Source organism: Vibrio sp. 10N.222.49.A3, from assembly GCF_041475145.1.
In the GTDB taxonomy this organism is placed as follows: Bacteria; Pseudomonadota; Gammaproteobacteria; order Enterobacterales; family Vibrionaceae; genus Vibrio; species Vibrio tasmaniensis_A.
This window is the reverse complement of sequence record NZ_JBFRVM010000170.1, coordinates 1-21,325: the sequence shown is the minus strand read 5'-3', so window position 1 is coordinate 21,325 and position 21,325 is coordinate 1. Positions and strand designations below refer to the sequence as shown.

Below are 21,325 nucleotides of genomic sequence, written 5' to 3'. Positions count from 1 at the left end.
AAATCCCGCAATTACGCGGGGAAGCCCAAGAAAATCTGGGGATAGTGTCGGAATGTTGTCGTATTGGAATTTGCTTGCTGTATTCGGGTTAGTGCTCTTGCTCCTCGGCTATGCCTTGCCAACGGCGCATCTCTACCCAAATACCAATAATCGTTGCTACTATGCCAAAAATTGGCATTAGAGAGGTCTCTGTCGATGAGCGTAGTACTAACGCACAAAAAGAAATAAAACAGAGAACTGAATAAATTGTTAATCTATCTAATCCTGTCAACATCGCCACTCCTTAGCTAGTTGCCTTTGTTCTAAATTGTTATCAACTTGTTAATTAAGTTATAGGAAATGGTTCCGTTTGCCAAGCACTTATTGCATATTTTTTCTGCAGACGTATTATTCACTCGTTAGATAGATATAGAGATACAAACCATGACATTCAAACCTGAACTGGCAACCCACACTTTAGAAGCTGAAGGCCTGCGTTGCCCAGAGCCAGTAATGATGGTCAGGAAGACAATTAGAAACATGCAGGATGGCGATGTGTTACTGGTAAAAGCTGACGATCCTTCGACAACTCGTGATATTCCGAGCTTTTGTCGATTCATGGATCACCAGTTGGTAGGCCAAGCGACAGAAACGTTGCCTTACCAGTATTTGATCAGAAAGGGATTGGAGGCGTAACGCCCCACCGACTATCAAGTATCAAAAAAGCCGCTCGTACCTTATGTTCTTAAACAGAACTCAGAGTACGAGCGGCTTTTTGTTTATTCGCTTCTAGACTTGTTTTGCAGATGCTCAAGCTGATGCTGAATTTCTCGGATATCTTTTCGCATAGGAATAATATGCGCAACCCGAATCCAAGCTTCTACCGCAAGCCCGGTCATGATCATCGAACCAGCCACCATTGGTAGCCACATGTCCGTCAACACCATGCCTAGTAGTGTAAGTGCAAGACCAAAGGTAAATAGATAACTTTGGCTTTGTGGAGTAATACCCATATAACGCGTCAACATAATCATGCCCTCGTGTTCTTAACTCACAAGATTAAAATATCATGACAAGTATGACAGTTATATGTCCATTCGCTCGATAAACCCCACAATACTGTAAGAGTATGACCTACAACACATTACTCCACTGGTTGAGTATAATAAGACTCAATACTACCGATTAATAGAACGCTGCTGCGATAGCCAAACCCACGAACAACAAGGCTGTGATCTTGCGAATCAGGTCAAGTGGCATCTTATCTGCCGATAGCTTACCAATGATCACCACAGGCACATTCGCCAGCAACATACCAATGGTAGTACCGAGAATGACCCACGTTAATGCATCCGAATATTGAGCCCCTAGAATCGATGTCGCAATCTGAGTCTTATCACCGATCTCAGCAATGAAGAAAGCGATAAAACTGGCGACAAACGGCCCTCGGTTCGAGATCTGTTCATCGTCATCTAATTTATCCGGAATCAGAATCCAGCCTGCCATCGCAATGAAACTGACCACCAGCACCCACTTAAGTACTTCAGGAGATAAATAATCAGCGACCACAACACCTAGCCACGCAGCAAGGGCATGGTTGGCAATGGTGGCAAAGAAAATAGCCGCAATAATAGGTAGCGGTTTTCGATATCGGCTGGCTAATAAAAGGGATAACAACTGAGTCTTATCACCGATCTCGGCTAAGGCGACAGTTGTAATTGAAATTGCTAAAACGCTCACGACATGCTCATTTGGGATGAGGATTATTATATTTAACCAAAGACAAACCTCGCGCCCCATCCCGGTTCACGATGCTTGTCTAAGGTCTTGCTAAGCGCCACCAAGGTGGTGGTTGCCTCGAACGCCATGATGATTTTGCATCAATTATGTTGACGAACGAACTCATTCAATAGGATATGAATAAGTAAGCTACTCCCCAAAGACCGCGAGATTTTAATCACCCACGCTTTCAAACACAAGAGTCAAAGTTATCAAAATATCCACTTGTGCCGAAAAACAAACATTAAAGGCAAAAAAATCCACTAAACGACATTTTAGACCACTAATTAAACAAGATTACCCCTACTCGCTTTACCAATATCTCGGTATACTCAGAGGTTATTTTTATCATTCATTTAAAAGAATCGCGCGAACCTGACTATGCAAAAATACGATATCAAAACCTTCCAGGGAATGATCCTCGCGCTGCAGGATTACTGGGCACAAAACGGTTGTACAATTGTTCAACCACTAGATATGGAAGTAGGTGCTGGCACCTCTCACCCAATGACATGTCTACGTGCACTTGGCCCAGAGCCAATGTCTACGGCATACGTTCAACCTTCTCGTCGTCCGACTGATGGTCGTTACGGTGAAAACCCGAACCGCCTGCAGCACTACTATCAATTCCAAGTAGCTCTAAAACCTTCTCCAGATAACATCCAGGAGTTGTACTTAGGCTCGCTTGAAGTTCTTGGTGTCGACCCACTTGTTCACGATATTCGCTTCGTAGAAGACAACTGGGAAAACCCAACGTTAGGCGCATGGGGTCTTGGTTGGGAAGTATGGCTAAACGGTATGGAAGTGACTCAATTCACTTACTTCCAACAAGTTGGCGGTCTTGAGTGTAAGCCTGTAACGGGCGAGATCACTTACGGTATCGAGCGTCTAGCAATGTACATCCAAGAAGTAGACTCTGTTTACGACCTTGTATGGAACGTAGCACCAGACGGTTCTAACGTGACTTACGGTGATATCTTCCACCAAAATGAAGTTGAGCAATCAACATACAACTTCGAGCACGCAGACGTAGATTTCCTATTCACTTTCTTCGACCAGTGCGAAAAAGAGTGTAAAGAGCTACTTGAGCTTGAGAAGCCACTGCCGCTTCCAGCTTACGAGCGCATTCTGAAAGCAGGTCACGCATTCAACATCCTTGATGCGCGTAAAGCTATCTCTGTAACAGAGCGTCAACGTTACATCCTTCGTATCCGCAACCTGACTAAAGCTGTTGCAGAGGCGTATTACGCGTCACGTGAAGCGCTTGGCTTCCCAATGTGTAAGAAGGATAAATAATCATGGCGAAGAATTTTCTAATTGAACTAGGTACGGAAGAGCTTCCACCAACAGCACTTCGTTCTCTAGCAGAAGCCTTTGCTTCTAACTTTGAAGCGGGTCTTAAAACGGCTGAGCTTTCTCACGAAGGCATCAAGTGGTACGCAGCACCTCGTCGTCTAGCACTTAAAGTGACTGCACTGGCTGAAGGCCAAGCAGACAAAGTCGTTGAGAAGCGCGGTCCTGCAATTTCTGTCGCATTCGATGCGGAAGGCAACGCGACTAAAGCTGCACAAGGTTGGGCTCGTGGTAACGGTATTACTGTTGAGCAAGCTGACCGCCTGAAAACAGACAAAGGCGAGTGGCTTCTTTTCAAACAAGAAGTGGCTGGCAAACCTGTTCAAGAATTGGTGATGGACATCGCTGCGAAAGCTCTCGCTGGCCTACCAATTCCTAAAGCAATGCGCTGGGGTAACTCAGACATTCAATTTATCCGTCCAGTGAAAACACTGACAGTACTACTAGGTGATGAGCTTGTTGAAGGCAAAATCCTAGGCGTAGCTTCTGCTCGTACTATCCGTGGCCACCGTTTCATGGGCGAACAAGAGTTCACAATCGACTCTGCTGACCAATACCCTGCGATCTTAGAAGAGCGCGGTAAAGTAATGGCAGATTACGATGCGCGTAAAGCGATCATTCTTGCTGATGCTAAAAAAGCAGCAGACGCGGTTGGCGGTATTGCAGACCTAGAAGATGACCTTGTTGAAGAAGTTACCTCTTTGGTTGAATGGCCAGTGGTGCTTACTGCTAAGTTTGAGCAAGAGTTCCTAAAAGTACCTTCTGAAGCTTTGGTTTACACCATGAAAGGCGACCAGAAGTACTTCCCAGTGTATGACGCTGATAAAAATCTTCTGCCAAACTTCATCTTCGTTTCGAACATCGAGTCTAAAGAGCCTCGTCACGTAATCGAAGGTAACGAGAAGGTTGTACGTCCACGTCTTGCTGATGCTGAGTTCTTCTTCAACACAGACCGTAAGCGCCCGCTGATCGACCGTCTTGCTGAATTAGACCAAGCTATCTTCCAGAAGCAATTGGGTACTATCAAAGACAAAACCGACCGCATCACAGAACTTGCTGGCTACATCGCTGAGCAAATCGATGCTGACGTTGAAAAGTCTAAGCGTGCAGGCCTACTGGCTAAGTGTGACCTAATGACATCTATGGTATTCGAATTTACGGATACTCAAGGTGTGATGGGCATGCACTACGCGACTCACGATGGTGAAGACGAGCAAGTAGCACTAGCACTTTACGAGCAGTACATGCCTCGTTTCGCGGGTGACACACTGCCAAGCACTGGTATTTCATCAGCAGTAGCAATGGCAGACAAGCTAGACACTATCGTAGGTATCTTCGGTATTGGCCAAGCACCAAAAGGTTCTGACCCATTCGCTCTACGTCGTGCATCACTAGGTGTGCTACGTATCATCGTTGAAAACGGCTACAACCTAGACCTAACCGATCTAATCGGTAAAGCGAAAGAGCTACTAGGCGACAAGCTAACTAACGACAATGTTGAAGCTGACGTTATCGACTTCATGCTAGGTCGTTTCCGCGCATGGTACCAAGATGCTGGTTTCAGCGTTGATATCATCCAAGCGGTACTAGCACGTCGTCCAACTAAGCCAGCTGACTTTGACCAACGTGTTAAAGCGGTTTCTCACTTCCGTGAACTGGAAGCAGCAGAAGCACTAGCAGCAGCGAACAAGCGTGTAGGTAACATCCTTGCTAAATTCGATGGCGAGCTACCTGCTGAAATCGATCTTGCTCTTCTTCAAGAAGACGCAGAGAAAGCACTGGCTGAAAACGTTGAAGTAATGACAGAAGCATTAGAACCAGCATTCGCAACAGGCAACTACCAAGAAGCCCTAAGCAAGCTTGCTGATCTACGTGAACCTGTTGATGCATTCTTCGATAACGTAATGGTTATGGCTGATGACGAAGCGCTTAAGAAGAACCGTCTAACGCTACTGAACAACCTACGTAACCTGTTCCTACAGATTGCTGATATTTCTTTACTACAGAAGTAAAACCAATTTGGAATAAATATTAAGGGGGAAGCTTTGGCTTCTCCCTTTTTTTTATCCAAAGCTAGTGTAAGCTCTATCTGGTTGAATATTATTGTAGATAGGGATATTACATGCTGGTTGTTTTGGTTGAAGATAATGAAATATTGAATCACCACCTATCTTCTCAGCTCAGTGAGCAAGGACATACTGTCCATGCAGATAGAACAGCTTCTGCATGTTTACAAACGATTCAAAAACAGTCCAATACAGATGTGATGATCATTGACCTTGGCCTCCCTGACTTTGATGGCATTACGCTGATCAAGCAAATACGTCGTAAAGAAATTGCAGTCCCAATATTAATCTTAACCGCACGTGGCAACTGGCAAGATAAAGTAGAAGGGCTTAACTCCGGGGCTGATGATTACCTTACCAAGCCCTTCCAATTTGAAGAGCTACACGCTCGCCTTGAGGCGCTTGTTCGTCGCAATCAAGGGTTTTCCGCTTCCCAAATCAAAGCGCAATCGCTCACCTTAGACACTCAAGCCAAACGTATCAGTTACGATGATGCTCTGATTGAACTTACAGCCTTAGAATTTCAAATATTCGAGTACTTAATTCGCCATTGCTTACAAATCGTATCTAAACAACAAATCGCAGACTCCCTTTATGCGCAGGGTGAAAATGTTCAGCTAAACAATATTGAGGTTATCGTTTCACGCTTACGTAAAAAGTTAACGCAATACACTCAAGCTAAGCTGATCAGCACCATTCGCGGGCAAGGTTATCGTTTTGAACTAGAAGCCAAGTAGTATGAAAAGACTGTACAAAACTCAGTTCAGACGTCGGACATTCGCCGTTGCTGCTTCCATTATGATTTCAATGGTACTCACTAGCGCCTGGTTCTACTACAACAGTCAAAAACACCAACTTTTTGAGTACTACTCGAAAAATACCCTTCGAGAATTGCCTGCTGTAATCAATGAACTGCTGTCTTCTGGGGAAATACCGCCATTGACGGAGTGGGATAGGTTCTATGCGAAAGAGTCTCCCAACACTAGCGTCACTCTATGTGATCACAACAATCAACAAGTATGGACATCAGTAAATATTGAAAGACGAGCTAAGCTGCTATCAGAGATAGGCGTCAGCCAATCTCAAGTCAACGAACTGTGTCATGATCTAAATTTCCCCATAGATACTATTCGTTTGGTTGAAAGACCGAATGGCGCCGCTTTTATTGTCCACACAATTCTCTGGAAAGGTTTCCAGGAAAAAAAAGATGGCAGAGTTATCTTTACCCAAAGGGTCGAAGAGAAAATAGAACCCATACATCAGTTAAAATACACCGCGGTTGGAGTGTTAGTGGTTGCGCTTGCTTTGATCAGTGCTCTACTTTTGGTTTTTTATCGTATTAGTTTTGCGCCGTTTACTCGACTAGAGAATGAACTGAATGACATAAAGCAGGGTAAACAAAACCAATTAGCCCAGTCATACCCTGAAGATTTACATAGCGTCACCAGTGCATTGAACGAATTGCTATACCAACAAAAAGAAAATCAGGAGCGTTATAAGCGTTCTCTCAATGATCTCGCCCATAGTTTGAAGACTCGCGTGACAGTTTCTCAAGCATTACTTGATGAAGACTCATCCAAAACAAAGAATGACCAAATCAACCAACAACTGTTAGAAATGGATAGCTTAATTCAGGCACAACTCAAAAGGGCTTCGCTAGGCGTTAAAGGTATAACGACTTCATCGACACCGATAAAACCAATCCTCGACAGCCTAGTAGGCATGTTTACGAAAATCCATGCCGACAAAAAGATCCAATTCATCACTCAGTTTGACGACCAACAGACCGTGCCTCTTAATAAAGATGATCTTATGGAAGTGCTCGGTAACCTATTAGAAAATACTTATCGGTTCGCACAAACCTCTATCGAATTCAAAGCCACTCAAAGCGAACAGCAGATCCTGATTGAGATCTATAATGATGGGCCAGTAATAGATAACTCGATCAGCCAAACCTTATTTCAACGTGGCGTAAGAGCCGATCAGAAGACCCATGGTACAGGATTAGGTTTGGCGCTATGTGATGAGATACTCCATAGCTACAAAGGGACAATCTGGTTCGAGCAATCAGATAACCCATCCGTGGGTGTCGTTTTAAAAATACTGCTCCCAACAAGTTAAATTTGTAGGGCAGGGTTAAGAGTGAATATCAACCCTGCGATTGTTATGGCGACCGGATTCAGTCTCGTTACTCTGCACTGGGTTCGCCTCACCTTGTGAACTCACTGTCAGGTCTTCAATATTTACGCCTTGCTCTTTCAAATACCCAACAACAGCATTCGAGCGCTGTAAGCCTAAGCTTAAGTTGTAACTATCACTACCTTTTGAGTCGGTATTCCCCGTGACGATAAATTCGGGAGTTTGATGTTCAAGTTTAGCTATAAGTTTTAACAATAAATAACGAGATTTTTGATTCAGTTCATCGTCATCGAAATCAAAAGTCACGCGAGCCAACACCTCACGAGCCAACTTACCTTCTACAAATTTAGTTCGACTCAGTAAGTATTGTGCGCAATCAGCACTTTCTGATACTTGAGTTAACTTATCTTGAATCAGATTTTTAATCGCTTGATTAGCTGTGCTTGCGTTCACTTGCATGAACGGACCTTGGTGATACATCACTTTCTTCCCCTGACCGATCGTTACCGTCTTCTCTAGTTCAGAGTCGCCCATATGGCAGTAATGATAAAGTAGTTCGTTAGTATCTGGTTTTAAAGGGGCTGCCAGTATAGAAAACGACAGAGTAAATAAAGACATAACAGATATAAGCGTTTTCATTTTTGCTCTCTTAATAATATTCAGTTAATAAAAAGGATGTCACATACCTCTATTGCGCTAAGTGACCCACTTCTTCCGTAATTAATCCCAAAATTTTATTGAGAATGTCTTCCTTGTTTTCAGCCTTATAAACATTATCTCGGCCAACGCAATTACGCAGACCCACGTTTTTATTAAGTTCATAATCGAAACCAATCACAGCCATGCGCGCGTTCATTCGTTCACCATCAGGTGTCATCATTCCTTGGCTTACCCCGCCAATTACCTCTATGTCATCATGCGTATTATCTGCCGAAACTTTGCCGCCGTTGACCATATTGAGAATGTTGCTACACATACCTTTCGATACAAGCTTATTGGTTTGCCCTGCGTAGTGATTCCAATCCTCCCCATCAGACAGAATAATGATCAGCTGCTTTTGGTTCTTCGACATTGAAGTCACAACTTGCCCTGCACGAATAATACCTTGCAGTGAAGCAGTGCCTCCCCCAGCTTTGAATTTCTTGACCTTTTTGGTGAAGGATGAAAAATCGGTGGTAAAATAGAGGTCGTAGAACCGTGCATCATCATCGCCATTAGGCACACGCGAGGCTTCTCCTTTAACGATAAATTGTTGAGCTATCGTTTTGTTAAAATTCACCGTATCGTCTTTATCGTATTCACCTTCTCTTGAAACTACCCGCTGATCGCGAACCACTAAGTTATCATTCTTATCTTTATTGATGGTTCGGCGATTAAAACCGGTAAGTGCAACCCGATGAGGGTGCTCTGGATATAGATCGTTATACGCGCCGAGTTCATCAGCCACATCTTCAATAATGTCTTTCAGATCATTTAGCTTAGAATGCCGACCACCACTCCACGAGTCATTCATAGATTCTGAAAAATCGACGATAAAAGTAATGTCTATCGGCTGGCTTTGATAGCGTCGTGCTTTCGATGATCCCGTCACATTGAAGCTATCACCAAAGCCAGAAATCACATCGTTACCAGGAAACCAGGACTTGTGCAGTGTTTGACCCGCAACACGATATTCAAAGTAGCGTGCTTCGCCTCTTTCCGTAGCAGCAATACATTCAGGTATCTCATCACACCCTAGCTTCTTAACTTCAATATCTAGGATCGAGTCCATGTCATATAGATAATGCTGAATATAGCGCTCCGCCAATTGGTGGTCTTGCTCATCTTTTGCTGATACCGCTAGAACAGCCGCTTCTGAAGCTTCCTCTAATCGAGCTTTGGTTTGTAATGCGCGGGCACCATCAGAACCAAGCATAAACACTCCAAACAAAGCTGGGATCATAATGGCAAACAGCATAGCTGCATGGCCAGACTGCTTACGCATAGCGTGTTTCATAACCTTTCTCTTCGCTCTACCTGCCGATCACGACAGAATCAGACATCACGTGAGTAAACTCACGCCCCAAAATACCACCAATCCAATTATCCGATTCATAACAAACCGTCACTCGGTACAGGGGCATTTCTCGACCTCGGTTAGTCACTACCGTCATGGACTCTAATGAATCAATGGTTTGCTTTATTCTGCAGGCAACAACACCGCGTTTTTCACTGATCGCGGGGTTGGGTGTACCCACTTGTTTGAAGCTCAACTCTTCCACCAACAACCCATAGTGTTCCCGTTCAAAATGACCAAAGGTACGCAGTAAGGAATGCTGAGCAATGATATCGATATCATCGACTTCTTTAGTTGTAAGCTGATAATCAGTATCATAAAGTTGGGTTCTCTCTTTAAGTACATTGACCAGTGAATAAGAGAGTCGATCGAGTTTTCCTTTCAATGAAAGCTTGATGATCACGTCACCACTGAAAGCAATCAATAAGCTGAAAAATACAGCGACCATGGCAAACTCAATACTAAAAACCCCCTGCTGCTTACTCTTCAAATTCCCATGCTTTAGGGTTCTAAATTTCAAATTTTGACCTTTCATATTCCTGCACAACAATCATCTCTCTGCTCATTAAATTCTGAGTCGTGAAGAAGTAGCTAAAGATAGGTGAAAAACGGTAGTTAATTCGATAAATGGCAAGCGCTGCGTTATCAGCATCACCACACTCTTTAAATTTTTGACTACCAGAAATACTGCATTGGTCTGTAATACTAGCTAACTCACTCAGGTTTTTAGAGTAGTGAATCGTGACTTGAAAATTGTCGCCATTAACAACCTGATTCCAGATACGGCCTTCTCGGTGCAAAACCTTATCTACCGTATCGAGATAATTTCCTGAGCCCTTTTTAGCTGTGCGAGCCACCTCTGAAACCGCCAAGTCGTTGATCGCAGAAATGTACGAGATATAGCTCATCTCAACCCACGCCATACACATCAACCAAAAAGCAAAAAAGCCCACCGCAAACTCTATGCTCGCGACACCCTTTTGCTTATATCGCATTACCCGCCTCCTCCGATAACGAAAGACCACTGACTGCCAGCGTTTGGCTCTCTAATGAATAAGGAGTGTGGTGGCGCAACGCCTGATAAATTTTTTGGATTTGGTGCTTGCTGTATCTTTCACTCAACACACTTTCGACAAACGGGTAGTGGCCCAACTTAGCCATACTCAACGTCAAGTTTGCCATCATCTGTTCGTTCATCTGACCGCGCTTATACAATGGTAATAAACGCTCCATAGCTGCTTGATAATGCTCTTGCGTAATATCGAGCACAGCCAAATTATTATTCACTGATACCGAGTCATAAAAATGCTCGCGCGCGCGTTCAAAATACCGACGAGATAGATCAAACTGATAGCTGTAACCATAAAACGTTCCCAGTAAATTCTCGGCTGCCGCATGTGTAGCATTTTCCACTAATACTTGTTTAGCACTACTGATCGCTGCTGGGTACTGACCTAATTCACCGTATGCTTTCGCTTGCATCAATAAACTGTTCACACTGGGTTGTGGTTTTTGAGTAACAGGGGCAATGTAAAACAGAGCCGACTCAGCATCGCCCATAGCTAAATATGTATTCGAGAGTTTTTCTCTCACTTCATCAGCGTCGTATTGCTGCAGCTGATTTTTATACAAACGGGTTAACTGAACGTAATTATGTGTTTTTTGATAGATAGCCTCTTTTGACTCATCTTTCTGCCAACTCGCTTGAGTTGAACTGCATGCCGCCAACATTAAAACTAACGTTAGCGCGATTATTTTCTTAAACATTAAGCATCATCCTCATTACCCCCGGAGCGGCAATTACGAATACAATTGGGATCAAGATAAACACGATCAGTGGAATCGACATCTTGGCAGCTAACTTCCCTATTTCTTCTTCTAGCTCTAGCATTTGCACTTCTCGAATATCGCCTGCCAACGTCGTTAACACGTTATAAATCGAGGATCCATGTTGAATGCTCTGCGTCAGCGTCATCACAAAACTACGAACTTCTGGTGATGGAACCTTGCGATACAACTCCTCTAAGGCATTTTCCATTCCGACCAAACGAGCCCGTTGGTTTGTCACCTCCAACAAGCTAGAAAGCTCTTTATCAAAGCTTTTCATTTCAATGGAGAGGTATTTCATTGATGCTTCGATTGTCATGCCGGTTTGGACGCAAATCGCCATTAGGTCAATCAGATACGGCATTTGACGAGAGATTCGACGTTGACGGTTTTTAGCTATCGAGCTCAAGACTAGGTCAGGCATCACAATAACCACCATAGCCCACCCCGCAGCTATCGCGATCCATGATTCAGACGAAACCTCAATAAACCAACACACGCCTGCAACAACCACTTGCCCGATAAACAACGCACTGTACTTCAGTGGCATAAACCATTGAGCCCACCGGATGTCACTCACGCCAGCATTAGCAAAGCGCACTGTAATATCACTTTCGGAGGTGACGAAAATAGTCGACATGGGCGTCAACCAACGATTCAGTTTTATTTCTGCCTCTTTTGACTGATCGGCCAATCGATGATGTTTCGCTAAGGCTGCTATACGGTGTTTTTTCTGAGTACACACGACTAACCAATAAAATATGAGCAACAAGCCAAATGCTACGCCGGCCCAGGCGAAAAATAACCCAACGTTCGAGAAGTTTATTGAAGAAGCCATTACTTCACCTTTTTCATTAACGCCCAGATGATCAGCATGCCGATACTTTCACTTGTGATGAGGTAGTAAAGAATCGGTCTCCCTTCTGGGTGGTGCATTACGAACTCAAAATTTTCAGGACTAAGAAACTGCAAAATAAACAGAAAGAAGAATGGTGTTGCTCCTACAATTTTTGCGGAGATACGAGCCTCTGAAGTAAGAGCAAACTTTTTTCTTTCTACAGCTCTCGCTTCGAACATTTGTCGATTCAGACGTGACATCACCTCTTTTAATTGCCCCCTCTTTGCATGTTAGCTCGCAAGGTAATGACAAAAAAATGAAACGACGGATACGGAAAGCGACGACAAGATTTACGAAACACATCATCAATCGGCTCGCCTAAATTGAGGCGCTCGCTCATCAGCTTAAACTCTTTACCTACCTCACCTTCAAGTTTCTTCCCTACATACCCAATGCCTCGCCCTATGCTTTCACCCGCACTAAGGGAACTTGCCAGCATGTTCAACGCATCAGGGAAGGTTTCTTCAAAGCGTTTTTTCTCTCGTTTCTGTAAATGGAGATAACCCAAAAACCAAGCGGTAATGAGAGTCAAAGGCAAAATTTCGAACCAAGGTAAGCGCAGTGACATTTGATTAAGAGTGCCGATCGCAAGCAGTGCTACAACAGAAAAAATGACGACCTTACCTAATGCCATTTTTCCAAGTTGGCGCTGTAAGTTATCCCAACGCACATGAAGTTTCTGTTTGAAGTTACGATCAGAAAGACTGGCAAAATTAACCGCTTGTTGCGTAAAACTCAGATCGCTTTTCAGATTACCTTTCGCTTGCTGTGATAAATACTCATCAACAGAAGGAGCTCTATTCGGCTTAAGCGCTACAATCATGAGTATTGCCCCACCCAAAATAATCAACCAATACATGTCTCACTCCTATTGATTGAGTGTCATAGACTCAATCACTTGAGTTAACTTCTGCTCTACACCAAAGAAACGGGCTTTTTCATAAAGCGCAGAACGAGCCATAACACCAGATGTCACATAACTACCTCGAATGCGACCATCAGGGCTGTGAGGTGAAGTTTGGAAAGAGAACAACTCTTCTAACACCACGTTGCTTCCCTCAATACCGACCACTTCAGTGATATTCATGATCTTTCGAGAACCATCATGCAATCGGCTGACCTGAACGACTAAATCGACCGCGCTTACAATTGAGCGGCGGATCGCTTCTAAGGGCAAATTATTGGTCGCCATCATCACCATTGATTCGACACGAGCCAAAGCATCTCGTGGTGTATTGGCGTGCAACGTAGACATTGAACCATCGTGCCCAGTATTCATGGCTTGCAGCATTTCAAATGCTTCACCACCACGGCATTCACCCACAATAATTCGGTCTGGGCGCATTCGCAGTGAATTAATCACTAAATCTCGAGCGGTAATAGCCCCCGTCCCTTCAATGCCCTCATGACGAGTTTCCATTCGAACAACATGTGACTGCTGAAGCCTTAACTCAGCGGTATCTTCAATAGTGACGGTTCGTTCACCCTCTGATATATGCTGTGATAAAGCATTAAGTAACGTTGTTTTTCCCGATCCCGTACCACCAGATACAAGAATATTGAGTCGGCAACGTGCAGCTAATTGAAGTAAACCTGCCATCTCGGAAGTAAGAGACCCAAATTCAACTAATTCTTCAAAACCAATACTTTGTTTTTGAAACTTACGAATCGAGATTGACGTCCCTTCCAATGTGATAGGAGGAATGACAATATTCACACGGCTACCATCATCTAACCGGGCATCACAAGTAGGAGAAGACTCATCGACCCTGCGCCCAACACGACTAGCGATGCGCTTAGCAATATCAAGCAACTGCTTCTCATCGATAAATCGAACAGGTGCTTTCTCGACTAAGCCATGACGCTCAATATAAACCTGTTGTGGGCCATTGATCATGATGTCGGTGATCGAGTCATCATCCATCAACACCTGCAAAGGCCCGAGGCCAACTAACTCATGTACCATGCTGGTGACATATTCTGATTTTGCCAGTGATGAAATAGATAACTGATCTCGACTCACTAGCATATCAACTGCGCTAGCTAACTGAGCTTCTAACTCTAGACGCGGTAAGCTTTCAATAACACTGGCATCAAGTGCATCAAAGATCTGCTTACGCAGTTGTAAATAAATGCGCTGTGCATGTTCCATATCGTCCCCTTACCGTTTTAACCACTGGAAGAATGAAAATGCTGTTTTTTCCGCAACTTTCTCTCCCATCAATAAGGCAACTAACGTTTGCAGTCCGTATTTCATTTCAGAACGTGATTCACTAAGCAGCTCACCTTGAAGTAGGTATTGATTAGCTTTGAAATCAAACACTAAATTCGCGTCTGCCTCTCGACCAAAATACTTAACTACATCCGCCTCACTAATTGACGCTGCGTTATGTGGTCGAGAGCGGTTCATTACCGTCAGTACGACAAGGTTGGGATAATGCACGTCGATTTCAGAACGAATTCGATTCAGCTCTCTTAATGACGATACTGTTGCATCAAATACCAAGACTAAAGCATCTAGTTTCCCCACCGCTTGTCTAAACTCTTCATTGGTTGTCGCAGTGTGAGAATAGTCTTCCACGACAAAAGCATGACTTGAAATCATCTGCTTCTTTAAAGACTGGGTGTATTGGAATAACTCATCACGGCCAAACTCATCTGATTCCACCGCAAGAAGTGACAAATTTTTTTCAATATTTTGTACCAAGCTTGTCGCGATATCATTATCCACTCCTGTAGTAAGGGTGCCTTTTTGAACACTGCGCTTAGTAAACTTCTTAAGCCCTAACATCACGTCAATATTGCTGCCAGTGTAGGTATAGTCGACTAGCAAAGTACTCGCATTTTGATGCTTGGCCAAACGGCGAGATATCTCACACGCGACTAGTGAAGTACCGACCCCACCTTTCACGCCCATGACTGCTATTTGCTTGGCTTTACGATTTGTACTCACGCCTTGTTGTGCTGCGTGGTTACGGGAAACGTTGTGATAAAAATCGATCGTTTCCGCTTCACCCGCTGGCCAAAACAAGTAATAGAAACCCAACTGTCTTAAGGCTCGAATGATGGATATGGTATCTTCACTGCCAATAATGATCACGGACACATGAGGAGGTAAGGTATGAGTCAATAACTGAGCATCAGCGACAATATCTTGGCTTTGATTTAATTCAACAAATACCACTTCAACATCTGGGTATTGCTCTAATCTAGTCACATTTGTGTCTTGGCTGGCGAACGAGCTAGGCTCAATCAACCCTTCAAATCTGAACAATTTTTGGATGAAGTCGCGGCATATCTCGGTTTGGAAAAGCATCGCACAACGATTCTGTTTCTCCGATTTTTTAGGTTCCGCACTGTTTAGTTTATTCACTAAATCAAACATCTGAAATTCTCTAACAGTTAGTAATTAGATTGCTTTGTGCGGGTTGACCATTGACTGCCAACGGCTCGTGTCCACATTGCACCCTAAGCTTCCATTCCCATACTCGCCGACCCGTTCCTGGCGGCAAATTTCTAGTTTGGTCTTATATGTTGTGACTGAAAGACTTAAGTCAAAGCGACTCTCTAGTGGTAACGGATCTGATGCGTTTGAGTTATGCTCATTTGGGCTATAACCTATTTGACTGTATTCAATCTGACTCGACATCACACCAGCTTGGATTAACTGGCTCACAACCTCTTTATAAAGCGCCTGATTCCCGTTCCCTTTGGTACGTATTTTCCATTGCGCCACCTTTACATTTTTAGGGTAACCCAAGATAAACTCACTCACTTTTCTGGTCACCAACAGGGGTTGGTCAGAGCGAAGTTTAAGCTGATAAGTCACAGGAAAAACTTCAACTTCCGTTCCGCGAGGCTCCGATATACGGTCAACACACCCTGTAATAATGACGGCGGTAAACAAAGTAACCATCAATGATTTCATTGGCTAAACCCTCCAGCAGACAAAACTTCATCAGCCCACTTTTGTTGTGATTGTTCATAGCCACTGCCTAGTCCAAAAAAGCGCTTGAGCGTGCTAGTCTTTTTCATCGTCGGTAATTGGATCTGCTCCGCTTTGACTGGTTGAACTAAATTAACGGTCGCTACAATGACTGACTCAGTTTTACTACGTTCGGTTCCTGTATGGCGAAACAAAGCACCGATAATAGGTATATCACCAATGTAGGGAATTCGAGTCAGTGACTCTTTCTCTTCACTGTTAAGCAACCCACCAAGAACGAAGCTTTGTCCATCCCCCAGTTCCACGGTTGTCTGGGCGCGTCGTGTTCTTAATGCTGGTAAATCAAAGTTGTCACTGCTGTAACTACCATCTAGGGAGCTAACCTCTGGTGTCAGTGCTAGCTTAATTTTGTCATCTCGAAGCACCTTAGCCAGTAATTCCAGTCGCACACCGAATTCCTTATATTCAACGTTGGTTGCACCATCTATAACCGTCACAACGGGCAGTTCTCCACCCACTAAGAAACTCGCTTTCTCACCTGAAATCACCGACAAATTAGGTTCAGCTAGAACTTGACCAACGCTATCGGTACCTAAAACTGAAATAACAGAGACAATATCGCTAGCACTAAAATGAGTAAGTTGATCCACAAATATGCCGGGCGTACCATTGCTGCCCATCTTGATGCCGAAGTCTTGCATAAAAGAGTGCGATACCTCTGCAATGGTCAACTTAACGTTCACCTGCTTAGTCGCTGATATTTCGATATTATTCACGACGCCTGCGTAATTAAGTTGAGTCATAAAACCCACATCAATGTCGTCACTCTCTTCATCACTCATTTGAAAAGAGGTTGAGTTCGCTGTTTTCCCCAAAAGCTCACCCACCAACTGGTGAATGTTATCCTTTTCCTGTTCATTAGCGACGACACCACTCAGAACAACGTTCTCACCGATGCCTGCTACAAACACTTCCGCATCGGGAAATAACACATCAATTTGTTGCTCTATTTCGCGATAACTTTTATTCACCAACAATAAGCGGTTAAATAATTCACGCCCTTTCGCATCAAATGCGATAAACGAGGCAGATCCGATATTCTTCCCAAACACCACGACCTTATTACTATCAATCACTTGGTAATCTGCAATATTCTTCCCTGAGATAAAAACAGAAGCGATTTCCCCTCGAATCGAAAAGGTTTTAGCTTCTCCCTGAGCTAAATTAGTCGAGCCTTGAGCCAAAACCTCGAATGGAAGCAGCAGAACCAATACTAAAGTCAACATTGTTGTTTTCATGGTTAACGCCCTACTCAAAACGGTATTCACGAATTCCACCAGTGCCGCCACTGCTTGGAATGATGTCTGAAGAATCAGCTTCTAGATCATCAGAAAATTCCTTACCCAATGACTTGTGCACGGCCACTTCTGCAATCCGCTGTGCCACCGTGAGTTGTGCCAGTTGTTGATTCGTCACTTGTAAGATCAATGTCACCTGAGTCTCTTTTTCCAACGTTAACGTGCTCACTGCTTTTTCTGACGTCACCATGTCCAAAACCGGTATTTGGGCCAGTAATGGCACCATAGTGAGATGTTGAATATCTGACACCGTATCCTCACTTGATAAGTTCTGATCCGGCGTTGAAAGAACAGATATATCGACTAAATCTCCGACTGCGATGGTGCCACCTAGTACATCTCTTCCCGGTACCGTAACGTTATAAGGCACAAATCCAGGGCGGATCACCGCCTGTAAGTACTGACTGTCTCCGGGAGATGTCAACATATTCAAGTCCACCAGCTCATATGCGGCAATGTCATGCACTGCGAATTGAGGAGCATTCCAATCTAACTCAATGTTTCGATCGATTCCCAATAGCGCTGCACGAGCTTCAGGCAAGTACTCTATAACGAAGTCGCTACGCTTCAGCTGCTGACCTTTCACTGCCGGGTGAGTTAGTTTCCATACCTTAAAAGTCACTTCTATAATTGGTTCTTCAGGCTGAACGGGGAAAGTATCCATCGGTACATTCACCACACCATAGAGGCCTATAGATATAGCGAGAAACGCTAAGCCAAGAATGATTTTGGAGTTCATGATTCACCTATAACGATGCAGCTATACCTAGTAGGCTTCCTAGACAAATAGGTACCCCATAAGGAACGCCTCTATTTATCCACTCAGAATTACCAGTTGTTTTTCCTAATACCCACTGAGTAATCGCTAGGGTTCCACCTGCAAATAAAATCACATTAACCGCCAACAACATCATATTGGGCGATACCATTAAACTGAATGCAGCCAATAATTTACTGTCTCCAGCAGCTATAACATTGAAATAAAATAAAACTGCGCCGACGGCTAACACTATGAAAAAGTTATAAAACTGCTCAAACTTTTCGGTTTGACAGATATAAAAAACACCCAAGAGAGCAACAGCTACCACCACTCCATTAGATATTATTCGGTATCGGATATCTTGATAACTGACGATTGCAGCCATGGTGGCTAAGGGAATTAACCACCACAGTTTATGAGGCATTAATTAACCTACACTTGGCGACGAATTAGCGGCTTCAATATTATTAGTGATGGTTGTGATAGCACCTTCTAAAGCTTCACGAAGAGAGTCGTTAAATACAGCCAATACGATTGCTGACATACACACACCTAGGATTGCGTATTCAATCGCTGTAACACCACGTTGATCATTATTAAAAGATTGAATAAATAGCTGAGTTCTAACAAATAAATTAGTTAACATTCGTTTCTCCAAAAGATAGATAGGTTGTTTTTTCTTCGGAGGAAATAATATTCAGTGCGCTATTTTTGAGCAATCCAAGAGTGACCTTCCTCACATTGCTCTGACATTTGCCGTCGTTCTATTCAGTTTGAGTTCAGTTTAAAGTGAAAAAAGTGATTAAACGGGAGCGGTGAGAAGAGAAGTTTTTTCCGTGTGAGGGCAATTCGTGCTTTGCGCCGCAAAAACATTGCGGTATGTTCAAAGATTACCCACTGTAACCCGCCACGCTCGGGTTCATAAGATTGATCATAATCTACGAATAATAATCACAATGAATTAGGTATACGAAGCAATGCAATTCTCAAAGTTTGGTGAAAAGTTTAATCGATACTCTGGAATCACTCGTTTAATGGATGATTTGAATGATGGCCTGCGAACTCCTGGTGCAATTATGCTCGGTGGTGGTAACCCAGCCGCTATCCCAGCCATGCTCGATTACTTTAACCAAGCCAGTGCCGACATGCTCGCCAGTGGAGAACTCATTGCCGCCCTCGCCAACTACGATGGTCCACAAGGTAAAGACAGCTTCATTAAGTCGTTAGCTGGAATGCTGAAAGAGACCTATGGTTGGGACATCAGCGAGAAAAACATCAGCCTGACCAACGGCAGTCAAAGTGGCTTCTTTTACCTATTCAACTTGTTAGCGGGTCAACAGCCAGACGGTTCTCACAAGAAGATATTGTTGCCGATCGCACCAGAATACATCGGCTACGGCGATGCGGGCATTGATGACGATATTTTTATCTCTTACCACCCAGAGATCGAACTGCTAGAAAACCGCCAGTTTAAATACCACGTTGATTTTGAACAGCTCAAGGTTGATGACTCGGTTGCCGCTATCTGCGCCTCTCGTCCAACCAACCCAACTGGTAACGTACTGACCGATGAAGAAGTGCGTAAACTGGATAAGCTGGCGCGTGAAAACAACATCCCACTGCTGATCGACAATGCTTACGGCCTGCCGTTTCCAAACATCATCTTTGAAGATGTCGAACCGTTCTGGAATGAAAACACCATTCTGTGCATGAGCTTATCTAAGCTTGGTTTGCCGGGTGTGCGTTGCGGTATCGTGATTGCGAGCGAAGAAGTGACACAAGCTCTGACCAACATGAATGGCATTATCAGCCTAGCACCCAATAGTGTCGGCCCTGCGATTGCCAATCACATGATTGAAAAAGGCGATTTACTGCGCTTAAGCAGCGAGGTAATTAAACCTTTCTATAAAGACAAATCTCTACGTGCGGTTGAGCTTTTACAAGAAGCGATCGATGACCCTCGTTTCCGTATCCACAAGCCTGAAGGTGCGATTTTCTTATGGCTATGGTTTGATGAGCTGCCGATTACCACCATGGAGCTGTACGACCGCCTCAAAGCTCGTGGCGTATTGATTGTTCCGGGTGAATACTTCTTTATCGGCCAAGAAGACGAGTGGGATCATGCCCATCAATGTCTACGCATGAACTACGTGCAAGATGATGAGGCGATGCAGAAAGGCATTAATATTATTGCAGAAGAAGTGAAAAAAGCTTACTCAGAGCAGTAATAAAAGCTTTTAGCTTACTGTAGACCAAATACAAAAAAGAGCACCGACCTTCTTCAAGGTACTGGTGCTCTTTCACTTCTACTTCCCGAGATTTATTAGCTTAAATGAGCTAATAACGCTTAGCCTTCTAGAAGACTATTACCATTAATAGCAATCTTACGTGGTTGCATCGCTTCTGGGATTTCGCGTTCTAGGTCGATGTGAAGAAGACCATTTTCCATGCTTGCGCCCACCACTTTTACGTAGTCAGCCAGTTGGAATTTTCGCTCGAAATCGCGCTCTGCAATACCTTGGTATACGAAAGTTTTCTCGGCTTCTGCTTTACGCTCACCTTTAACAATTAGCATGTTCTCTTTTTGAGTAAGGTCTAATTGATCATCAGCAAAACCAGCAACGGCCATAGTAATACGGTAGTTGTTCTCGTCTTTTTGCTCGATGTTGTAAGGAGGGTAACCGCCAGAAGTATTTTTCGACGTGTTCGATTCCATCATATTGAATAGACGATCGAAGCCGATTGCGTTGCGGTAAAGTGGAGTGAAATCTACAGTTCTCATAATGCTATCCTTTTAGTAAGCAATAGTCTTAGCCGTGAATTTTACTGAGATCGAACCTGTGAGTGATTCAGTAAACAGCTAAGGGATTCAATTCGCATTCCACGGGTTTCACCTCTAATGGTGACAACTCTGGGACATGACAATGAATCAATTTTTAAATTGTGTGCTGCCAAAGTTATCCTCTATTGAGCGATACTCTAGCAACGGTTATGAAGGTTCTGTTTCTTCTCTTGTAGAGCAAGACAGTCATCCTCTTCACAACTAGATATGTGGATTGAGCGAATCAGTTTCAAGCGTTTATTTTCAATTATTTTTCCAATCCAATATTTTTCAATCACTTAAAAACAAAAAAGACCGCCATTTTTGGCTAATGCCGATCAGT

Annotated in this window: 23 protein-coding genes, 1 pseudogene and 1 riboswitch; of the genes and pseudogenes, 6 read left to right on the top strand and 18 right to left on the bottom strand. The window is 43.7% G+C overall.

All coding sequences use genetic code 11. From position 1 onward, the window contains the following. Positions 1–88: 88 nt before the first annotated feature. Positions 89–274 (bottom strand): hypothetical protein, encoded by a 186-nt coding sequence (locus AB4589_RS21630; RefSeq protein WP_004736674.1) that lies wholly within the window; start codon positions 272–274, stop codon positions 89–91. A 149-nt stretch (positions 275–423) separates the two neighbouring features. On the opposite strand from AB4589_RS21630, the gene tusA reads away from it, so the two are divergent. Continuing rightward, positions 424–675 (top strand): sulfurtransferase TusA, encoded by a 252-nt coding sequence (gene tusA / locus AB4589_RS21625; RefSeq protein ID WP_004736675.1) that lies wholly within the window; start codon positions 424–426, stop codon positions 673–675. Positions 676–758: 83 nt separating this feature from the next. Here the strand turns inward: tusA and AB4589_RS21620 are convergent, their stop codons facing one another. Both AB4589_RS21620 and AB4589_RS21615 read right to left on the bottom strand, forming a co-directional pair. Further along, on the bottom strand, positions 759–1,013 hold the full coding sequence (locus AB4589_RS21620) for a hypothetical protein (RefSeq protein ID WP_009848161.1): 255 nt from the start codon (positions 1,011–1,013) through the stop codon (positions 759–761). Positions 1,014–1,164: 151 nt separating this feature from the next. Next, on the bottom strand, positions 1,165–1,719 hold the full coding sequence (locus AB4589_RS21615) for a TMEM165/GDT1 family protein (protein WP_009848160.1): 555 nt from the start codon (positions 1,717–1,719) through the stop codon (positions 1,165–1,167). Positions 1,720–1,753: 34 nt separating this feature from the next. Beyond that, a riboswitch (yybP-ykoY riboswitch) is annotated at positions 1,754–1,929 on the bottom strand. 210 nt (positions 1,930–2,139) lie between these two features. Here AB4589_RS21615 and glyQ point away from each other — a divergent pair. From glyQ to AB4589_RS21595, 4 genes are all read left to right on the top strand, one after another. After that, complete coding sequence (gene glyQ / locus AB4589_RS21610) at positions 2,140–3,054, top strand: glycine--tRNA ligase subunit alpha (RefSeq protein WP_009848159.1); 915 nt, start codon at positions 2,140–2,142, stop codon at positions 3,052–3,054. Between the two features lie 2 nt (positions 3,055–3,056). After that, complete coding sequence (gene glyS / locus AB4589_RS21605; protein WP_017099659.1) at positions 3,057–5,123, top strand: glycine--tRNA ligase subunit beta; 2,067 nt, start codon at positions 3,057–3,059, stop codon at positions 5,121–5,123. Positions 5,124–5,233: 110 nt separating this feature from the next. Then, complete coding sequence (locus tag AB4589_RS21600; RefSeq protein WP_009848157.1) at positions 5,234–5,914, top strand: response regulator transcription factor; 681 nt, start codon at positions 5,234–5,236, stop codon at positions 5,912–5,914. A 1-nt stretch (position 5,915) separates the two neighbouring features. After that, positions 5,916–7,298, top strand: coding sequence for a sensor histidine kinase (locus AB4589_RS21595; protein WP_017099660.1), 1,383 nt, complete (start codon positions 5,916–5,918; stop codon positions 7,296–7,298). 15 nt (positions 7,299–7,313) lie between these two features. Here the strand turns inward: AB4589_RS21595 and AB4589_RS21590 are convergent, their stop codons facing one another. The 14 genes and pseudogenes from AB4589_RS21590 to AB4589_RS21525 all read right to left on the bottom strand — a co-directional run bounded on the left by AB4589_RS21590 (position 7,314) and on the right by AB4589_RS21525 (position 18,807). After that, the gene (locus AB4589_RS21590; RefSeq protein ID WP_122047434.1) at positions 7,314–7,955 is read right to left on the bottom strand and encodes an OmpA family protein; all 642 of its coding nucleotides are present in this window, start codon (positions 7,953–7,955) and stop codon (positions 7,314–7,316) included. 49 nt (positions 7,956–8,004) lie between these two features. Continuing rightward, positions 8,005–9,312: a hypothetical protein gene (locus tag AB4589_RS21585; RefSeq protein ID WP_372101665.1), complete on the bottom strand. Its 1,308-nt coding sequence runs from the start codon at positions 9,310–9,312 to the stop codon at positions 8,005–8,007. Between the two features lie 16 nt (positions 9,313–9,328). Next, positions 9,329–9,907: a tight adherence pilus pseudopilin TadF gene (gene tadF, locus AB4589_RS21580; protein ID WP_009848153.1), complete on the bottom strand. Its 579-nt coding sequence runs from the start codon at positions 9,905–9,907 to the stop codon at positions 9,329–9,331. Next, positions 9,882–10,367, bottom strand: a complete 486-nt coding sequence (locus tag AB4589_RS21575) for a TadE/TadG family type IV pilus assembly protein (RefSeq protein ID WP_372101664.1) — start codon at positions 10,365–10,367, stop codon at positions 9,882–9,884. Before AB4589_RS21575 ends, tadF begins: the two co-directional genes overlap by 26 nt. Continuing rightward, a complete protein-coding gene (locus tag AB4589_RS21570; protein ID WP_009848151.1) occupies positions 10,357–11,139 on the bottom strand; it encodes a lipopolysaccharide assembly protein LapB in 783 nt (260 codons plus the stop codon). Before AB4589_RS21570 ends, AB4589_RS21575 begins: the two co-directional genes overlap by 11 nt. Then, positions 11,132–12,037: a type II secretion system F family protein gene (locus AB4589_RS21565; RefSeq protein ID WP_371709759.1), complete on the bottom strand. Its 906-nt coding sequence runs from the start codon at positions 12,035–12,037 to the stop codon at positions 11,132–11,134. Before AB4589_RS21565 ends, AB4589_RS21570 begins: the two co-directional genes overlap by 8 nt. Next, positions 12,037–12,956: pseudogene (locus AB4589_RS21560) on the bottom strand (type II secretion system F family protein). Before AB4589_RS21560 ends, AB4589_RS21565 begins: the two are co-directional and overlap by 1 nt. Before the next feature lie 9 nt (positions 12,957–12,965). Continuing rightward, entirely contained in the window at positions 12,966–14,249 is a 1,284-nt protein-coding gene (locus tag AB4589_RS21555) for a CpaF family protein (RefSeq protein ID WP_135382196.1), read from the bottom strand. 9 nt (positions 14,250–14,258) lie between these two features. Beyond that, on the bottom strand, positions 14,259–15,482 hold the full coding sequence (locus tag AB4589_RS21550; RefSeq protein WP_372101663.1) for a P-loop NTPase: 1,224 nt from the start codon (positions 15,480–15,482) through the stop codon (positions 14,259–14,261). 24 nt (positions 15,483–15,506) lie between these two features. Further along, positions 15,507–16,025: a hypothetical protein gene (locus AB4589_RS21545; RefSeq protein WP_122047430.1), complete on the bottom strand. Its 519-nt coding sequence runs from the start codon at positions 16,023–16,025 to the stop codon at positions 15,507–15,509. Continuing rightward, positions 16,022–17,341, bottom strand: a complete 1,320-nt coding sequence (locus AB4589_RS21540) for a type II and III secretion system protein family protein (protein ID WP_372101662.1) — start codon at positions 17,339–17,341, stop codon at positions 16,022–16,024. Before AB4589_RS21540 ends, AB4589_RS21545 begins: the two co-directional genes overlap by 4 nt. A 10-nt stretch (positions 17,342–17,351) precedes the next feature. Next, on the bottom strand, positions 17,352–18,140 hold the full coding sequence (locus tag AB4589_RS21535) for an RcpC/CpaB family pilus assembly protein (RefSeq protein ID WP_017103126.1): 789 nt from the start codon (positions 18,138–18,140) through the stop codon (positions 17,352–17,354). Positions 18,141–18,147: 7 nt separating this feature from the next. Then, entirely contained in the window at positions 18,148–18,585 is a 438-nt protein-coding gene (locus tag AB4589_RS21530; RefSeq protein WP_371709754.1) for a prepilin peptidase, read from the bottom strand. Between the two features lie 3 nt (positions 18,586–18,588). Continuing rightward, the gene (locus AB4589_RS21525) at positions 18,589–18,807 is read right to left on the bottom strand and encodes a Flp family type IVb pilin (protein ID WP_009848142.1); all 219 of its coding nucleotides are present in this window, start codon (positions 18,805–18,807) and stop codon (positions 18,589–18,591) included. Positions 18,808–19,138: 331 nt separating this feature from the next. Here AB4589_RS21525 and AB4589_RS21520 point away from each other — a divergent pair, with 331 nt between their 5' ends. Continuing rightward, entirely contained in the window at positions 19,139–20,389 is a 1,251-nt protein-coding gene (locus AB4589_RS21520; protein ID WP_102249188.1) for a valine--pyruvate transaminase, read from the top strand. A 119-nt stretch (positions 20,390–20,508) separates the two neighbouring features. Here AB4589_RS21520 and AB4589_RS21515 read toward each other — a convergent pair whose 3' ends face one another. Next, positions 20,509–20,943, bottom strand: a complete 435-nt coding sequence (locus tag AB4589_RS21515) for an Hsp20 family protein (protein ID WP_017107513.1) — start codon at positions 20,941–20,943, stop codon at positions 20,509–20,511. Positions 20,944–21,325 lie beyond the last annotated feature (382 nt).

Excerpts from the sequence above, each read along its gene's own strand:
- AB4589_RS21525 (WP_009848142.1), bottom strand. The coding sequence starts at position 18,807 with ATGTTAACTAATTTATTTGTTAGAACTCAGCTATTTATTCAATCTTTT.
- tadF (WP_009848153.1), bottom strand. The coding sequence starts at position 9,907 with ATGAAAGGTCAAAATTTGAAATTTAGAACCCTAAAGCATGGGAATTTG.
- AB4589_RS21530 (WP_371709754.1), bottom strand. The coding sequence starts at position 18,585 with ATGCCTCATAAACTGTGGTGGTTAATTCCCTTAGCCACCATGGCTGCA.
- glyS (WP_017099659.1), top strand. The coding sequence starts at position 3,057 with ATGGCGAAGAATTTTCTAATTGAACTAGGTACGGAAGAGCTTCCACCA.
- AB4589_RS21575 (WP_372101664.1), bottom strand. The coding sequence starts at position 10,367 with ATGCGATATAAGCAAAAGGGTGTCGCGAGCATAGAGTTTGCGGTGGGC.
- AB4589_RS21540 (WP_372101662.1), bottom strand. The coding sequence starts at position 17,341 with ATGAAAACAACAATGTTGACTTTAGTATTGGTTCTGCTGCTTCCATTC.
- AB4589_RS21630 (WP_004736674.1), bottom strand. The coding sequence starts at position 274 with ATGTTGACAGGATTAGATAGATTAACAATTTATTCAGTTCTCTGTTTT.
- AB4589_RS21600 (WP_009848157.1), top strand. The coding sequence starts at position 5,234 with ATGCTGGTTGTTTTGGTTGAAGATAATGAAATATTGAATCACCACCTA.
- AB4589_RS21555 (WP_135382196.1), bottom strand. The coding sequence starts at position 14,249 with ATGGAACATGCACAGCGCATTTATTTACAACTGCGTAAGCAGATCTTT.
- AB4589_RS21535 (WP_017103126.1), bottom strand. The coding sequence starts at position 18,140 with ATGAACTCCAAAATCATTCTTGGCTTAGCGTTTCTCGCTATATCTATA.
- AB4589_RS21565 (WP_371709759.1), bottom strand. The coding sequence starts at position 12,037 with ATGGCTTCTTCAATAAACTTCTCGAACGTTGGGTTATTTTTCGCCTGG.
- glyQ (WP_009848159.1), top strand. The coding sequence starts at position 2,140 with ATGCAAAAATACGATATCAAAACCTTCCAGGGAATGATCCTCGCGCTG.
- AB4589_RS21515 (WP_017107513.1), bottom strand. The coding sequence starts at position 20,943 with ATGAGAACTGTAGATTTCACTCCACTTTACCGCAACGCAATCGGCTTC.
- AB4589_RS21595 (WP_017099660.1), top strand. The coding sequence starts at position 5,916 with ATGAAAAGACTGTACAAAACTCAGTTCAGACGTCGGACATTCGCCGTT.
- AB4589_RS21620 (WP_009848161.1), bottom strand. The coding sequence starts at position 1,013 with ATGATTATGTTGACGCGTTATATGGGTATTACTCCACAAAGCCAAAGT.
- AB4589_RS21550 (WP_372101663.1), bottom strand. The coding sequence starts at position 15,482 with ATGTTTGATTTAGTGAATAAACTAAACAGTGCGGAACCTAAAAAATCG.
- AB4589_RS21585 (WP_372101665.1), bottom strand. The coding sequence starts at position 9,312 with ATGAAACACGCTATGCGTAAGCAGTCTGGCCATGCAGCTATGCTGTTT.
- AB4589_RS21520 (WP_102249188.1), top strand. The coding sequence starts at position 19,139 with ATGCAATTCTCAAAGTTTGGTGAAAAGTTTAATCGATACTCTGGAATC.
- AB4589_RS21590 (WP_122047434.1), bottom strand. The coding sequence starts at position 7,955 with ATGAAAACGCTTATATCTGTTATGTCTTTATTTACTCTGTCGTTTTCT.
- tusA (WP_004736675.1), top strand. The coding sequence starts at position 424 with ATGACATTCAAACCTGAACTGGCAACCCACACTTTAGAAGCTGAAGGC.
- AB4589_RS21545 (WP_122047430.1), bottom strand. The coding sequence starts at position 16,025 with ATGAAATCATTGATGGTTACTTTGTTTACCGCCGTCATTATTACAGGG.
- AB4589_RS21570 (WP_009848151.1), bottom strand. The coding sequence starts at position 11,139 with ATGTTTAAGAAAATAATCGCGCTAACGTTAGTTTTAATGTTGGCGGCA.